The organism is Pseudomonas sp. BS3767 (assembly GCF_900099665.1).
Lineage (GTDB): Bacteria > Pseudomonadota > Gammaproteobacteria > Pseudomonadales > Pseudomonadaceae > Aquipseudomonas > Aquipseudomonas cerasi.
Window position 1 is genome coordinate 348,418 of sequence record NZ_FNCX01000002.1, and the last position, 16,089, is coordinate 364,506.

Here is a 16,089-nt window from a genome sequence, read left to right on the forward strand (position 1 = left end):
TCGCTCGGGAACGCGCCGACAGGGTCCGATCAGGCTGCGACATGACGCTCAAGCATCGCTACTGGCGCATTACCCTGTACGTGCTGCTGATCCTGGCCGGTGCGGCCCTGTGCGCCGGGCTAGCGATGCGTCAGGCGCAGCGTCACGCCATGTCGGAAGATGCCGCGCGTGCCGAAGGACAGCTGGCACTGTATGCCAATACCCTGCACACCCTGATCGAGCGCTATCGCGCCCTGCCCTCCGTTCTGGCGCTGGACCCGGAAATTCGTGCCGCGCTGAGCGGCCCGGTGACCGGTGAGGTGCAGAACGCCCTCAACCTCAAGCTGGAAAAGATCAACAGCGCGGCTCATTCGTCGACGCTGGAGTTGCTCGACCGGCAGGGTCTGGCGATTGGCGCGAGCAACTGGCGCACGCCCAATAGCTATGTCGGCCACAACTACGCTTTTCGACCCTACTTCCTGCAAACCCGCGCCAAGGGCACCGGGCGTTTCTATGCGGTCGGTGTGACCACCGGAATTCCAGGGTACTTTCTGTCCAGTGCGGTATTGAACGATACCGGCGGGTTCATGGGGGCGATGGTCGTGAAGCTGGAGTTCCCGAGCCTTGAGCAGGAGTGGGATCAGGGTGAGGACCTGCTGCTGGTCAGCGATGAGAAAGGCATCGTGTTCATCGCCAATCAACCAGGCTGGCGCTATCGCGAGCTGCTGCCAATCTCGGTGGAAGATCGTGCCAGCCTGTTGCGCACCCGCCAGTACGACAAGAAGGTATTGTCACCGCTACGCAGCCGGGTCCTCGACAGCTTCAGCGAAAACAGTCATTTGAGCCGTGTCGAAGGCCCGGACGGCACCACGGATTATCTCTGGCAGTCGCTGCCCCTTGCGGATGAGAACTGGACTCTGCATCTGCTGCGCAAGCCGCCCGCGGCCAGTGAGGACGTTCGCAATGCAGGACTGGCCGCCGCGGGTATCTGGCTGGCGCTGGTATTTCTGAGTCTGTTTCTCTATCAGCGCTGGCGACTGGCGCGACTGAGAGAGCGCAACCGGGATGAACTGGAGCGCCTGGTGCAAGAACGCACGCGTGATCTGCAAACCGCGCAGGACGGTCTGGTGCAGTCGGCCAAACTGGCGGCGCTGGGGCAGATGTCGGCAGCGCTGGCCCACGAAATCAACCAGCCGTTGACCGCCCAGCGCATGCAACTGGCGACCCTGCGGCTGCTGCTCGATCAGGGCCGAATCGATGAAGCCTGCAAAGCACTGGTTCCCGTCGATCAGCAACTGACACGAATGGCCGCCTTGACCAGCCACCTGAAGACCTTCGCACGCAAGAGCCCCAGCGGACTGCGCGAACGGCTGGACCTGGCCACGGTGGTCGATCAGGCCTTGTTGCTGCTCGACCCGCGCCTGCGCGAGGAGCACGTCGACTGCGTTCTGCATGTGTCACGTCCGGCATGGGTGCGCGGCGACGCCATCCGCCTGGAACAGGTACTGATAAACCTGCTGCGCAATGCGCTGGACGCCATGCGCGAGTGCCGCTCCAGGCGCCTTGAAGTGCGTGTCGACGCCGTGGACAACCAGTGGCGGCTCAGCGTCAGGGACAACGGAAGCGGGATCGCTGCGAAGGATCTGCCGAGCATTTTCGATCCGTTCTTCACCACCAAACCGGTAGGCGACGGCCTGGGCCTTGGCCTGGCTGTGTCGTACGCCATCATTCATGAACTGGGCGGACAACTGACGGCGCAAAACCATGCGGACGGCGCCGAGTTCTGGTTCAGCTTGCCCAATGACTTTCTGGAGGCCTGACCCGGCATGTTGAATTCGGTCATCGTGGTAGACGACGAGGCGCCCATTCGGCAAGCCGTCGAGCAATGGCTGACGCTGTCGGGGTTCGAGGTGCAGGTCTTCGCCCGCGCCGAAGAGTGCCTGGACCGTATACCGGAGCACTTCCCCGGCGTCGTGCTGACCGATGTGCGCATGCCGGGCATGAGCGGCCTGGAGTTGCTGACCCGGCTGCAAGGCGCAGACCGCGACCTGCCAGTCATCCTCCTGACCGGCCATGGCGACGTGCCGATGGCTGTGGAGGCGATGCGCGAAGGGGCCTATGACTTTCTGGAAAAACCCTTCAGCCCGGAAACCCTGATCAGCAACCTGCGGCGCGCCCTCGAGAAACGCCAACTGGTGCTGGAAAACCGCCGCCTGCATGAGCAGGCAGATGCCAGAACCCGCCTGGACGCCACGTTGCTCGGCGTATCGCCCGGTATGCAGACCCTGCGTCGCCAGGTGCTGGAACTGGCGCAACTGCCGGTCAACGTGATCATCCGCGGGGAGACCGGCAGCGGCAAGGAGCTGGTCGCTCGCTGCCTGCATGATTTTGGGCCGCGCGCCGCCAAACCTTTTGTCGCACTCAACTGCGCGGCCATCCCGGAGCACCTGTTCGAAGCCGAGCTGTTCGGCCACGAGAGCGGCGCCTTCACCGGCGCACAGGGCAAGCGCGTCGGTCGCCTGGAATATGCCCACGGCGGCACGGTGTTCCTTGATGAAATCGAGAGCATGCCGATGGCGCAACAGGTCAAGCTGCTGCGCGTTCTACAGGACAAGCGCCTTGAGCGGCTGGGCTCGAATCAGAGTATCGACGTCGACCTGCGAATCATCGCGGCGACCAAGCCTGATCTTCTCGAAGAAGCGCGTGCCGGGCGCTTCCGCGAAGACCTGGCCTACCGCCTCAACGTTGCCGAGCTGCGCCTGCCGCCGCTGCGCGAGCGCCTTGAAGACATCGCGCAACTGTTCAGCCACTTCGCCCGCGCCGCCGCCGAACGTGTAGGCCGGGAAGCGCCAGCGCTGGATGCCGCACATCTAGGTCAGTTGCTCGGCCATGACTGGCCAGGCAACGTGCGCGAGCTGGCCAATGCCGCCGAGCGCCAGGCCCTGGGGCTGGAGCAAGCCCTGCCGCAACCTGATACGCAATGGCCGGGGCACTCGCTGGCGGCGCGTCAGGAGGCCTTCGAAGCACAATGCCTGCGCGCCTCGCTGGCCCGTCACAAAGGCGACATCAAGGCGGTGCTCAATGAATTGCAACTGCCTCGAAGGACGCTGAACGAGAAGATGCAGCGCCATGCTCTGGTACGCGAAACGTTCCTCGAATGAGGGCTGCGCATATTCCGTACAGCTTGTTCCGGCGATAACCGAACATTTCCCGCAGCGCCGGGTCTGCATACTGTCACGGCCATGTGCGGTCGTGATGGCTGGATACTGGCAAGGCATAATGACATCATACCCGCCTGGCTATTCAGCTCATTTTGACAGTCCGAAAGATGGGGCATTTTCTACCGTGAATACTCCCCTCGACCTCCCATTGGGAGGCGGCGAAATGGGTCGGTTTATCCGAGAGACGGACTGGTCTACGTCCGCGCTTGGACCGAAGCAAGCATGGCCCGCAGCGCTACTGTCTTCAATGAACCTGATGCTCAGTTGCCCGGATAGCATGTACCTGCTCTGGGGCCCTGACTACATTCTGTTCTTCAATGACGCTTACTCTCAGGTGCTGCCCATTGCGGCACGACAGGCGCAGGGCCAACCCATTGCCTCGGTGTGGGGCGATGCCTGGGACGCCGTGCGGCCACTCGCCGAGCACGCGCTGGCCGGACAAAGCCGCCGATCCGACAATATTCAGCGCACCATCGTCCGTAATGGCAAGCCCGAGCAGACCTGGTGGTCGCTGTCCTATTCTCCACTGTACGGCGATAGCGGCCTGATCGAGGGGGTATTCTGCCGGGTCAACGAAACCACTTCGCAGGTCATGGCTGAAGCCCGTCAGTCGGAGAACGAAGCGTTCACGGACCGTGTGCTGTCGAGCATCAACGACTGCATCAAGGTGCTGGACCTCGACTCGCGCCTGACCTTCATGAGCGAAGGCGGCCAGCGGATCATGGAAGTCAGCGATTTCAACGCGATTCGCGGCTGCCCCTGGCCCGACTTCTGGCAGGACCAGGGCAATCTGGACGCCATCGCTGCGGTCGAAGCGGCCAGATCGGGTCAAAACGCCAGCTTCACCGGCTCGGCGCAGACCATGGCCGGTACCACCAAGTGGTGGCATGTGCAGGTCAGCCCGATTTTCGGCAAGGATGGCAAACCGGAAAAGATTCTGTGTGTTTCCCGAGACATGACCCAGCTCAGAGACGCTGAAGAAGCGTTGCTGTCGCTCAACGAGACACTCGAGCAGCGCGTGATCGAACGCACCCAGGACCGTGATCGTATCTGGCGGCTGTCGACCGACCTGATGCTGGTGGCGCAGTTCGACGGGATCGTCTCGGCGGTCAATCCGGCCTGGAATCAGGCTCTGGGCTGGTCGGAAGAGCAACTGCTCAACAGCCAGTTCCTGGCACTGGTGCACCCTGAAGACGTGGAAAGTACGCTGGCCGCCATGAGCGGGCTGGAGAACGGCCGCACTATTCCTCACTTCAAGAACCGCTATCGCCATCTGGACGGGTCGTACCGGACCATCTCCTGGACTGCCGTGCCGGACAAACAATTCATCCATGCCGTCGGCCGTGACATTCAGGCCGAGGAAGAGGCCAATGAAGCGTTGCGGCTTTCGCAGGACGCCCTGCACCAGGCGCAGAAGCTGGAAGCCATCGGTCAACTGACCGGCGGCGTGGCGCATGATTTCAATAACCTGTTGACGGTGATCCGCTCCTGCAGCGACCTGTTGAAATCGCCTAACCTCGAAGAGTCCCGTCGCGTTAAGTATGTCGAGGCCATTTCCAGCACGGTAGACCGAGCTGCTCGCCTGACCGGACAGTTGCTGGCGTTTGCCCGCCGCCAGGCCTTGCAGCCGGAAGTGTTCGATGTCTGCAAGAGTGTGGCGCGCATTGGCGAGATGATGGACACACTTACCGGCGCACGTATTCAGGTCAGCATCGACCTGCCTGCCGAGCCGTGCTTCATCTTTGCCGACGGCAGCCAGTTCGACACAGCGCTGGTCAACATGGTGGTCAACGCCCGCGATGCCATGTCCGGCGCGGGTAAGTTGGTCATAAAGGTTGATTGCGCTGCCTGTGCTGCCGACGATCAACCCGCTTCACTCGGTGAGGGTGATTATGTAAGGGTATCGCTGACCGATACCGGCGCAGGTATCGCCAAGGAGAAGCTGGGGCTGATCTTCGAACCGTTCTATACCACCAAGAGTGTCGGCCAGGGCACGGGGCTGGGGTTGTCGCAGGTATTCGGTTTTGCCAAACAGTCGGGCGGTGAAGTTCTGGTTGAAAGCGAGCTGGGCAAGGGCAGCCGCTTCACGCTGTGCCTGCCCAGCGCACAACGCCACGAAGTGATCCAGGAAGATAATCACCATATCCTCCCCCCATTGCCAGGGATGTGCGTGCTGATGGTCGAGGACAATCAGGACATCGGCACCTATACACGCCCGATGCTTGAGCAATTGGGCTTTCAGGTGCTCTGGGTGAGCAGTGCCGCCGAGGCGCTGAAAGAGCTCTCCGGCAACCCGGAAAACTTTCATGTGGTGTTCTCGGACATCGCCATGCCGGGCATGAGCGGACTGGAGCTGTACGCCGAAATCGAAGCGCGCTATCCGTGGATGCCGGTGGTTCTTACCACCGGGTACAGCACCGAGTTCGCGACGATCGCTCAGGACGAAACACACCGCTTCGACCTGATGCAGAAACCCTATTCCAAAGATGATCTGGCGGCGATTCTGCACAAGGCCGTGAGTCGTACCGGCGAGCACTGATGGTGTGAATTGGTCTGAATCCATCATGCCAGCGGATTCACTGATGCCTGATACGCATGAGTGAACCCCGGCACTTCCCACGCATAAAACCAAGACAACACCGGTTGCCTTGATTCAGAATCACGCAAAACATCGCAACACTCTTAGAGCAGGGAGCATTTTCGAGATGATCGTTGGTATTGATCTGGGGACTACCAACAGCCTGGTGGCTGTATGGCGCGACGGCAGCAGTGAACTGGTGACCAACGCACTGGGTGAAACTCTCACCCCCAGCGTTGTCGGGCTGGACGATGACGGGCAGATTCTGGTCGGCAAGGCGGCCCGCGAACGACTGCAGACTCACCCGGAAAAAACCACGGCCCTGTTCAAACGCTACATGGGCAGTGCCCAGGAAATTCGACTGGGCTCTGCTACTTACCGCCCGGAAGAGTTGTCCTCGCTGGTCCTCAAAAGCCTGAAAGCCGATGTCGAGCGCGCGTTTGGCGAGCCTGTCACGGAAGCGGTGATCAGCGTTCCGGCCTATTTCAGCGACGCTCAGCGTAAAGCCACGCGTATTGCCGGAGAGCTGGCGGGGCTCAAGGTCGAGAAGCTCATCAACGAGCCGACAGCGGCGGCACTCGCGTATGGCCTTCACCAGAAGGAAGGCGAAACTTCGTTTCTGGTCTTCGATCTGGGTGGTGGTACGTTCGACATCTCGATCCTCGAACTCTTCGACGGCGTGATGGAAGTGCGTGCCAGTGCGGGCGACAACTTTCTGGGGGGTGAAGATTTCGACCAGGTCATGGTCGAGCACTTCGTGAACCTGCACCGCGATGAGCCGGACTTCCCGTCAACGGAGCTGATTGCCCCGGCCTTGCGGCGCGAAGCCGAGCGAGTGCGCAGGGCTTTGGGTCAGGACGGAAGTGCCGACTTCGTATTGCGTCACGCCGAGAGGGAATGGCGCAAGACCATTACTCAAGAGCAGATGAGCGATTTTTATGCGCCCCTGCTTAACCGCCTGCGCGCTCCGGCCGAGCGTGCGCTTCGAGACGCGAGGATACGCGTCGCCGATCTGGATGAGATTCTGCTGGTGGGCGGCACAACGCGGATGCCACTGATCCGCAAGCTTGCCGCGAGCCTGTTCGGGCGCTTCCCTTCCATTGCACTCAACCCTGATGAAATCGTCGCACAGGGCGCCGCGGTGCAAGCGGCGCTCAAGCAGCGGGACGCAGCGCTGGAGGAGATTGTCCTCACCGACGTATGCCCTTACACGCTGGGAATCGAGACCATCGCGCAAATTGCCAATCGCTATGAAAGCGGTCATTACCTGCCCATTATCGAACGCAACAGCGTCGTACCGGTCAGCCGGGTAAAAACAGTTCAGACCGTCAGTGATGATCAGGAACACGTCATGGTGCGGATCTTTCAGGGCGAAAGTCGCATGGTCAAGGACAACATTGCGCTGGGTGAGCTCATCATTCCGATCCCCAAAGCCAAGGCCGGCGAAGTAGCGCTGGATGTGCGCTTTACCTATGACAACAACGGCCTGCTGGAGGCCGATGTGATGACACAGCTGACCGGGGAACGTCACAAGCTGGTTATCGAAAACAACCCTGGCGTGATGACGCCTGATGAAATACAGGAACGCCTTCAGGTACTCGAAGCGCTCAAAGTCCATCCACGCGAACAGCAGGCCAACACTCACCTGATCGCCAGACTTGAACGCCTGTACCAGGAATGCCTGGGCAGTGATCGAGAACTTATCGGTCATTGGACCAGCCAGTTTCAGCATGTGCTGGAGACACAGGACGAGCGGCAGATCAGCGAAATTCGCAGGCAACTCAAACAGGAAGTCGACACGTTCGAGCAGGGCGCAAGATGATCGACTGTTGGTCCGTACTTGAGCTGAATAACGATGCCGACGAGCGCAGCATCAAACGACAATATGCCCGGTTATTGAAGGTCAACCGTCCTGATGAAGACCCGGCAGCTTTCCAGAATCTGCGTGATGCCTATGAAGAGGCGCTGCAGCTGGCACGATCACGCGCGGACGAAGATGACCCGCCCGTCATGCTGCGCCAGCCTTTGCCTGAGCCCTCGCCTGCCCCCCTCCTGACAACGACTGTTATCGAGCAGCCCGATGGCATGGACTGGCTTCAACAGGTCAGGCAGACCACTGCGCAGAATCTGCCCGAGCAACAGCAGATCGCCATGGAGCACGGACAGGCGGAGCGCTTTCAACAACTGTTGCTGCTGGAGTGCCTGAACGACTCGGCGCGCCGTGTCGAGTTGATCAAAGCTGCATTTCAGCATTTGCGCTGGCTGACGGTATGGCAAAGCATTCATATCAGCAGCTACCAGCAGCACGCCTTGGCAGAGGCGATATTGCGCGAGGCGTTCGAAGCGTTCAGCGCACTCATCGAGAACGGGCAGCATGCGCGCTTCATTGAAGAACTTCGGGCGCTGGAACAACAGCCTTGGCTGACAGAACTGGAGCGTCGCGAGCATTTGCAATGCAGGTGCATGGTCTTGCTGATTGCCAGCCATCCTGTGACCTCCGACCTGCTGGAACACACGCGCGCGGTATTTGGCTGGAACCTGCAGCAAAACCTCCACCCCGGTCCCGAAGACCTCTGGCAGGCGCTGCGCCAGCGATACGAAGAAGTGGAATATGCCGAGCATCTGCAACGCCTGCTCGATGCCAAACCGAGCACTGCCGAAGGCAAGGCCGCGCACTTGATGTTCAAGCCGCCACGTCTGGCCGCGCGGAGCCGTACCGCAGTCAAGCAAGACGCTTCGGTGTGGAACGCCTGCGCGCATATTCAGGAGCAGTTAACCGTTCACTACCCCGACGTCCTCAAGCGCTACCCCGAAGCGGACCTGAGCGCCTGGAAACTCATGCGTGAGCAGAGCGACTTCACGCCGCTCATCTGGGTCTACATAGGCGCGTTTCTGCTGGCGTTGCTGGCACCCCCGCTGGCGCCTGAAGGTGTGGAGTACGATCCGGGAACGCGGGTCCTCGTGCTATTCCTGTCACCGCTCTGGACAACCGTCGGCTTCTTCATCTTCATCTGCATATGGCGTCCGCTGATGGTTCTGGCAGAGCCAGCCGATGCGTGGCTGAGCAGCAAGTTACTGCCCAAGGTGCTGAGCTGGCCCGGTGCCCAGGCGCTGGTCTTGCGGCATGGCCTCCCCTTTTTGTTTCTGGGCCTTGTCCAGGTGCTCGACGGCCCGCGGACACTTCTGGCTTATCTGGTGCTGGCGGTGCTGTGGGTCGCCCTGTCGCCTTATCGCTACCTGTTTCAAACAGCGCCTATCCGGCAAAGGATTCGGCAGTTTTATGCAAGGCACACGATCATGGTGATCATCGGCACGCTGAGCATCGTCATGGCGGCGCTGTTGCTCTCCTCCAAACTGAGCGCTTGAGCGGTCTTCTGTCGGCAATCGACCAGAACGCCCTGCTGCGAGCGCCCCCATCGGCAAGAATCCGCTTACCTCAACCGGGCAGATAAGCGGATTCTTGCTCATCAAAGATTCCCGACGGCTCTAGAACAAGCCCTCATGGTGTGGCACAGCTCCTGCTATGTAACAGGTAGGGCACCCAATGCCTCCTTCCAAAAATAATGAAAACAAGGAACATCATGGAAACCTCCAATCCCGCCTCCCATGGGTCGGCTGCTACTGCTGCTGGCCAGAAAACCACCTCCAGCCGTCTCAAATCGATTTTCAGTGGCTCGGTCGGCAACATGGTCGAGTGGTACGACTGGTACGTCTACGCCGCCTTCTCGCTGTACTTCGCCAAAGCCTTCTTTCCCAAGGGCGACACCACCGCGCAGCTGCTTAACACCGCCGCGATCTTCGCCGTCGGCTTTCTGATGCGGCCCATCGGTGGCTGGCTGATGGGGCTTTACGCCGACTACAAAGGGCGCAAGGCTGCGCTGATGGCCTCGGTGCTGCTGATGTGCTTCGGCTCGCTGATCATTGCCCTGACACCAGGCTATGAAAGCATCGGCGTCGGTGCTCCGATCCTGCTGGTGTTCGCCCGCTTGCTGCAGGGGCTGTCTGTCGGCGGTGAATACGGCACGTCCGCCACCTACCTGAGCGAAATGGCCACCAAGGAACGTCGCGGCTTTTTCTCCAGCTTTCAGTACGTGACGCTGATTTCCGGCCAGCTCATCGCACTGGGCGTGCTGATCGTGCTGCAACAGACGCTGACCACCGAGCAACTGTATGCCTGGGGCTGGCGCATCCCGTTCGTCATCGGTGCCCTGTGCGCAATCGTCGCGCTGTTCCTGCGTCGTGGCATGGAAGAAACCGAATCGTTCACGCGCAAGAAGAAGGAAAAGCCCAAGGAAAGCCTGATGCGCACGCTGATGCGTCATCCCAAGGAACTGATGACCGTCGTCGGTCTGACCATGGGCGGGACACTGGCTTTCTACACCTACACCACTTACATGCAGAAGTATCTGGTCAACACCGTCGGCATGAGCATCACCGACTCGACGTCGATATCAGCGGCAACACTGTTTCTGTTCATGCTGTTGCAACCGGTCGTCGGCGCGCTGTCCGACAAGGTCGGGCGTCGTCCGATCCTCATTGCGTTCGGCGTGTTGGGAACGCTGTGTACCGTACCGATCCTGACCACGCTGCATACCATTCAGACATGGTGGGGTGCGTTCTTCCTGATCATGGCGGCGCTGATCATCGTCAGCGGTTATACCTCGATCAACGCAGTGGTGAAGGCCGAGCTGTTTCCGACCGAGATCCGCGCGCTGGGCGTCGGCCTGCCTTACGCCCTGACGGTATCGATCTTCGGCGGTACTGCGGAATACATCGCGCTGTGGTTCAAGAGCATCGGTATGGAAACCGGTTACTACTGGTACGTCACTGCCTGTATCGCCTGCTCGCTGCTGGTGTATGTGTTCATGAAAGACACCCGCAAGCACTCGCGCATCGAAACTGACTGATCGGATTGCGACGATTCTCGTGCCCAGGCTCCGCTCTCATCGTTATATATAAATCTCGTAGGAGCGAGCTTGCTCGCGAAGAGGCCGGTACAACCTCCAGAAATAGAGCGTTATGACTGACTCTTCGTGAGCAATGGGATCGCCGCCCCGTTCACTCCATTTTTCGGGCTTATCGAGACCTGTGTATAACGCTGAGGACTCTGCCAAGGCACGAGAGTCATCAAGCTCGCTTACAACGATCAATATCATCGTCCGCATCGATACATCAGCCGCTACAAAACAATCAATTACATCCATGACCTGCAACAGAGTGTTACAGGGCGGTGCATCATTTAGCTAACTTTCAGTAATAACCACTTGAATTAGCTGTACTTTTAATTTGTCAAGGGCATTTATTACAAGACTTTTCAAGAATTGCACCACAATAATGCAACCCCGCCTGAAAGGCCCGAAACCAGAGCATTACAGCCAACTATCATTTTCAGCGATGATCGCTAGCAATCCTATTAACTTCTTAATAATCCGCTGGCGCGTAGCATTGCCTCCATACCGGGATGACAACTCACCCGACACTCATTGGAGACATCATCATGAAAACCAACACATTGATCTTTGGCCTGGCTATCTCTGTTCTGGCTTCCAGCGCATTTGCACTTCCAGTCACCCACGTTCAAAGCGACCTGTCCAGCGCCACCCTCGTTGCTGAAGGCGGTACCAAACATACCAACGTCGGCTCGATCCGCGTATCTGCTGACGGCGCCGATCACGTCGGTGCCAATCGTCTGGCCGCTGATGGTGCAGATCGCGTCGGTGCCAACCGTCAGGCTGCCGATGGTGCAGACCACGTCGGTGCCAATCGTCTTGCGGCAGACGGTGCAGATCGCGTAGGCGCCAATCGTCTGGGCTGATCGCTCACGCAACATCCCAAGCCCGGCCAATGTCGGGCTTCTTCATGTCTGGCTCAGAGTGAAACACGCGAACTGCTCTGGCATCCTCTGCAAATGCGCAGCACTATGCTGACATCCATTATTGAGCCCATCAGGAACCGAGCATGTCAGACGCTATTCACTCCTACGAGCCTTCCAAGGGTCACGGCCTGCCGCACGACCCGTTCAACGCGATTGTAGGCCCACGCCCGATTGGCTGGATTTCGTCGCAGGATGCCAACGGCAAACTCAACCTGGCACCTTACAGCTTCTTCAATGCGTTCAACTACGTGCCGCCGATCATCGGGTTCTGCAGCGTGGGTCGCAAGGACAGTCTCAATAATATCGAGCAGACCGGCGAGTTCGTCTGGAACCTGGCGACCCGCTCGCTGGCCGAAGCCATGAACCAGAGCTGCGCACCGGTAGCGCCGGATGTCAGCGAATTCGAGCTGGCAAACCTGACACCACTGGCCTCGCAGATCGTCTCGGTGCCGCGTGTACTCGAAACGCCGGTGTCGTTCGAGTGCAAGGTCACGCAGATCATTCAGTTGCAACGCGCCGACAAGGAACTGGTGCCCAGCTGGTTGATTCTGGGCGAGGTCGTGGCGGTGCACATCGACAAGTCACTGCTCAAGGACGGCGTTTACGACACTGCCGCCGCCGAGCCGATTCTGCGCGGCGGCGGCCCGGCGGATTACTTCCAGCTTGGCCCGGAAGCGCTGTTCAAGATGTTCCGCCCAGGCGCCTGATCAGGCGTCAGCCCAGACCGGTTCGCCCTCTGCATCAATATCGACCAGCCGCTGCAGCTCTTGCACAGCGGCCAGGTCGGCATCATCGGCGGTCTTGAATTTCTGGTCCGGCAGCAGCGCATGGAAGCGCGGTGCGCCGCCGGCACCCAGCGCCTTTACGGCAATCGCCGCGTTATAACCCTGCTCGGACGGCATCACTGCCGAGACCACTTCAAACCCGTTGTATTCCTTGCGTGCCATGTGTCTCAACCCTGCCAATACGTCAAAGCGCGAATTCTAGCGCGTCTTCCGGTTCGTCCGACATGCGGCATTCAGCGATAACGGCAGCCGACGCAAAACCCAACCTTGTCCTACACTCTAATCAGTTCTTTCAAACTGCTCTGTAGCCGAGGTAAGGAGTGCGTCATGAAAGCAATAACAAGAAAATGCATGGTTGTCGCAGGAGCTCTGGCGGTATTGGCCGTCTACACCGCCGGCGCCTATCGTAACGAACTGGCGCGCCAGGCCCCTTATGTCTCCAGCTGTACGTTTGGCCATTGCGTGCCAACCGATGCCACCTTCAGCGCCTTGCGATGAGGCTCGCACAGCGTGAATTGCATCGCCATTCCGCAAAGGCACCTATCGATTAGCAAGCTATCGGATTAGACTGGCCAGACTCTCCTGCCACACTTGCGGCGGGTCAACACTGCCATCAGGTTTTGCCTTGACCAGTCTTACTCATACGCCTCCGGCCATTCGTAGCATCCTGTTTGCGTTGATGATGGCAGTCCTGCTCAGTGCGCTGGACCAAACCATCGTCGCGGTCTCGATGCCTGCCATTTCCGCCCAGTTCAGGGACATCGATCTACTGGCGTGGGTTATTTCCGCCTACATGGTGTCGCTGACCGTGGCTGTGCCGATCTACGGCAAGCTCGGCGATCTTTACGGGCGACGTAAACTGATGCTGTTCGGGCTGGGGATTTTTACCCTGGCCTCGCTGTTCTGTGGTCTGGCGCAAAGCATGGAACAACTGGTGCTGGCGCGCGTCCTTCAGGGTATCGGTGCGGGCGGGATGGTTTCGGTCAGCCAGGCGATCATCGCCGACATCGTTCCACCTCGTGAGCGCGGCCGTTATCAGGGTTACTTCAGCAGCATGTACGCCGTGGCCAGCGTCGCCGGGCCGGTGCTCGGTGGCCTGATGACTGAATACCTGTCATGGCGCTGGGTGTTTCTGATCAATCTGCCGTTGGGGGCCGCCGCGCTGATCGTCGCGTATCGGACCCTCGTCGGCCTGCCAGTACCGCAACGCAAGCCGATTATCGATTATCTGGGTACCGTGCTGATGATCATCGGCCTGACAGCGCTGCTGCTGGGGATTACCGAGATTGGCCAAGGGCACGGTCTGGACGATACCGAGGTTCAGTTGTTACTGGGCACCGCCCTGCTGACACTGGCTATTTTCGTCTGGTATGAACGTCGCACGGCCGAACCCTTGCTGCCCATGCATCTGTTCACCAACAAGAACACGGTGCTGTGCTGGTGCACCGTGTTCTTCACCAGCTTTCAGGCCATCTCCCTGATTGTCCTGATGCCGCTGCGTTACCAGACCGTCACCGGTGGCGGAGCAGACAGCGCCGCCCTGCACTTGCTTCCGCTGGCGATCGGCATGCCGATGGGTGCCTATTTCGCCGGGCGACGCACCGCGCATACCGGGCGCTACAAGCCGCTTATCCTGACCGGTGCGCTGCTGATGCCGATTGCGATTCTGGGCATGGCCTTCACGCCGCCGCAATCGCTGATAGTGATGAGCCTGTTCATGATTCTCACGGGGGTTGCCACCGGCATGCAGTTCCCCACCTCATTGGTGGGCACTCAGAATTCGGTTCAGCCGCAGGATATGGGCGTGGCCACCAGCACGACCAATCTATTCCGCTCGCTGGGTGGCGCCGTGGGCGTGGCACTCATGTCGGCGCTGCTGCTGGCCATGTTGCAGCACACCGGCGTCGGTCAACTCGGTGCAGGGGCGCTGGGTGGCGAAGGCAGCTCCGGCAACGTCCTGCTCGACAGTCTGAACGCGGCCACCGGACCCGCGCTGGAAACCTTGCGCGCCGAACTGGCACTGACCTTTAGAAACCTGCTGATCACCAGCGCGGCCATTTCGCTGCTCGGCCTTGCGGCAGCCGCAGTGATGCCCAATACGCTATTGCGAGGACGGGACTGATTCGCTTCTCGGGCTCAGGAAGGCATCCCGGCCCAGAACCACTGCGTTTTCTTGCTCTTTATATGGGCAAACGCAGGCATCAGTTCGCCCTCATCGAAGTGTCGACGGGAGCCTGACTGAGCGCTGCTGAACCAGCTGCCTGAGCGAGGGCATACTTGCCCGGCATCGACCGGCGGCAGCGGCTTTTCATCGAATCGCGCATACCACTGCGCAGTGGTTTCATCGGTAAAGCCAATTCCTGGAGCCAGGTAGGGATGAAGATTGCCGGTGTCCTGCAAGCGGATTGGCTTGATCATCCTGTTGACCGTCACATAAGGCTTTGGCGGCGGCAGCCCTCGCCCACCCAGCTCGGGCACCTCACCGGCGCGAATGATCAGGCCGTTGCGGTAGGTGTGGAACACGATCTCGCTGTGTGCACTCATCTCGCCGCGCATTTTGTCGCTGCCTCCCAACTGCCTGACGAACGCATCACCGAGCACGGTGTACCAACTGACACCCTTGATACGGTCCAGCAGGCGCAGGCTTTCAATGTGCGGGCCGGGGTCGACCATCAGCCCGCTGTAATCCTGAGCCAGCCGATATTCCCAAGGCAAATACTGATGACCGTCACACGGCAATACGCAGGCAAGACCACCAAAGCCGTGCTCGGCCTGCAGTTCGCTGCTGAGGTACCTGATCCAGTTCTCGTAATGCTTCAACCCCTCGGGCTCGGTCAGATACGACCAGGGCAAGACCATTTTCAGACACGATCGATCGTTGTCGGCCTGCCCCTCCGAGGTGTTCATCACAAACAGGCTGTAGGTGGCGACTTCAGCCTGAGTCGCACTGGCGATAGACCAGATGAACTGCTCGTCTGGCGGACTCTCGACAATCTGACGCCGGGTCGAGGCAAACCCGGCGCCGCTCAGGCGCCGCATGCGTTTGAACAGTTGCCATTTGAGTTTCGTTTTGAACGCGTCATAGAAGCGCGAAAAACAGGCCTCGACGCGACGCTTCATCTCCACGCTGTGGCCGTTGCGAAAATACAGCGTGGTGATCAACCCCAATCGAATGACCGGTGTGCCCAATACGGAATCCATGGCCACACGCTCGGATTGTTGCGTGATCCTGGCCAATAACCTCACAGCGTCAGTTGCAGTGTCCGACATGCTCCGCCCTCCCATTATTCGCGGAAGTCAGGTTTTTGCGCGTGCGTGCATGCCCTTCACAGGTTTTGATCAGCCCGGAAATCTCCCCGCTCATGGGGTAGCCGAGACCCTGCCCGCCCGATTGGACATCAACGTAACTGGCGATGATTTCAGGGCACATAAGCGCAAGATCCGGCAAAAACATGCAACTTTCCTCTCTTCTGTTCTTTCAGGGGGCGAAGAGTGAAGGGAGTTTTCCTGCGGAGCAATACTCGGAATTTACTTTGGGAAATCAGCTACATGTATCAGGAAATGTCCTACCTGCTTCCTACAATATCTTGTCAGATCAACGCTCGCCGATGCTTACACGGCGAGCGCAATCCATGAATACCGATAAACGAT

General features: G+C 59.5%; 13 protein-coding genes. 10 read left to right on the forward strand and 3 right to left on the reverse strand.

Annotation, left to right across the window (positions count from 1 at the left end; all coding sequences use genetic code 11):
* The first annotated feature begins 41 nt into the window (after positions 1 to 41).
* The 8 genes from BLR16_RS06070 (at position 42) to BLR16_RS06110 (ending at position 12,360) form a co-directional block, all read left to right on the forward strand.
* The gene (locus BLR16_RS06070; RefSeq protein WP_060708218.1) at positions 42 to 1,799 is read left to right on the forward strand and encodes an ATP-binding protein; all 1,758 of its coding nucleotides are present in this window, start codon (positions 42 to 44) and stop codon (positions 1,797 to 1,799) included.
* Positions 1,800 to 1,805: 6 nt separating this feature from the next.
* A complete protein-coding gene (locus BLR16_RS06075; RefSeq protein ID WP_044308889.1) occupies positions 1,806 to 3,140 on the forward strand; it encodes a sigma-54-dependent transcriptional regulator in 1,335 nt (444 codons plus the stop codon).
* A gap of 223 nt (positions 3,141 to 3,363) precedes the next feature.
* Positions 3,364 to 5,739, forward strand: a complete 2,376-nt coding sequence (locus BLR16_RS06080; protein WP_074804961.1) for a PAS domain-containing protein — start codon at positions 3,364 to 3,366, stop codon at positions 5,737 to 5,739.
* 166 nt (positions 5,740 to 5,905) lie between these two features.
* Complete coding sequence (locus tag BLR16_RS06085) at positions 5,906 to 7,600, forward strand: molecular chaperone HscC (protein ID WP_074804964.1); 1,695 nt, start codon at positions 5,906 to 5,908, stop codon at positions 7,598 to 7,600.
* Positions 7,597 to 9,144: a J domain-containing protein gene (locus BLR16_RS06090; RefSeq protein ID WP_074804966.1), complete on the forward strand. Its 1,548-nt coding sequence runs from the start codon at positions 7,597 to 7,599 to the stop codon at positions 9,142 to 9,144. The genes BLR16_RS06085 and BLR16_RS06090 overlap by 4 nt, the downstream gene beginning before the upstream one ends.
* Positions 9,145 to 9,359: 215 nt before the next feature.
* Entirely contained in the window at positions 9,360 to 10,685 is a 1,326-nt protein-coding gene (locus BLR16_RS06095; protein ID WP_003363806.1) for an MFS transporter, read from the forward strand.
* A gap of 590 nt (positions 10,686 to 11,275) precedes the next feature.
* A complete protein-coding gene (locus tag BLR16_RS06105; protein WP_003363807.1) occupies positions 11,276 to 11,593 on the forward strand; it encodes a hypothetical protein in 318 nt (105 codons plus the stop codon).
* A 143-nt stretch (positions 11,594 to 11,736) separates the two neighbouring features.
* Entirely contained in the window at positions 11,737 to 12,360 is a 624-nt protein-coding gene (locus tag BLR16_RS06110; protein WP_003406312.1) for a flavin reductase family protein, read from the forward strand.
* Here BLR16_RS06110 and BLR16_RS06115 read toward each other — a convergent pair whose 3' ends face one another.
* Positions 12,361 to 12,600 carry a hypothetical protein gene (locus tag BLR16_RS06115; protein ID WP_003406313.1) on the reverse strand — a complete coding sequence of 80 codons (240 nt, stop codon included), beginning with the start codon at positions 12,598 to 12,600 and terminating at the stop codon, positions 12,361 to 12,363.
* 165 nt (positions 12,601 to 12,765) lie between these two features.
* Between BLR16_RS06115 and BLR16_RS28530 the strand changes: the two genes are divergently transcribed.
* Both BLR16_RS28530 and BLR16_RS06120 read left to right on the forward strand, forming a co-directional pair.
* The gene (locus BLR16_RS28530) at positions 12,766 to 12,936 is read left to right on the forward strand and encodes a hypothetical protein (RefSeq protein WP_164989056.1); all 171 of its coding nucleotides are present in this window, start codon (positions 12,766 to 12,768) and stop codon (positions 12,934 to 12,936) included.
* A 109-nt stretch (positions 12,937 to 13,045) separates the two neighbouring features.
* Positions 13,046 to 14,560: an MDR family MFS transporter gene (locus BLR16_RS06120; RefSeq protein WP_371123818.1), complete on the forward strand. Its 1,515-nt coding sequence runs from the start codon at positions 13,046 to 13,048 to the stop codon at positions 14,558 to 14,560.
* 14 nt (positions 14,561 to 14,574) lie between these two features.
* Here the strand turns inward: BLR16_RS06120 and BLR16_RS06125 are convergent, their stop codons facing one another.
* Positions 14,575 to 15,708, reverse strand: coding sequence for a DUF3396 domain-containing protein (locus BLR16_RS06125; RefSeq protein ID WP_074804976.1), 1,134 nt, complete (start codon positions 15,706 to 15,708; stop codon positions 14,575 to 14,577).
* On the reverse strand, positions 15,689 to 15,892 hold the full coding sequence (locus BLR16_RS06130) for a hypothetical protein (protein ID WP_003363818.1): 204 nt from the start codon (positions 15,890 to 15,892) through the stop codon (positions 15,689 to 15,691). The genes BLR16_RS06125 and BLR16_RS06130 overlap by 20 nt, the downstream gene beginning before the upstream one ends.
* Between the last annotated feature and the right edge of the window lie 197 nt (positions 15,893 to 16,089).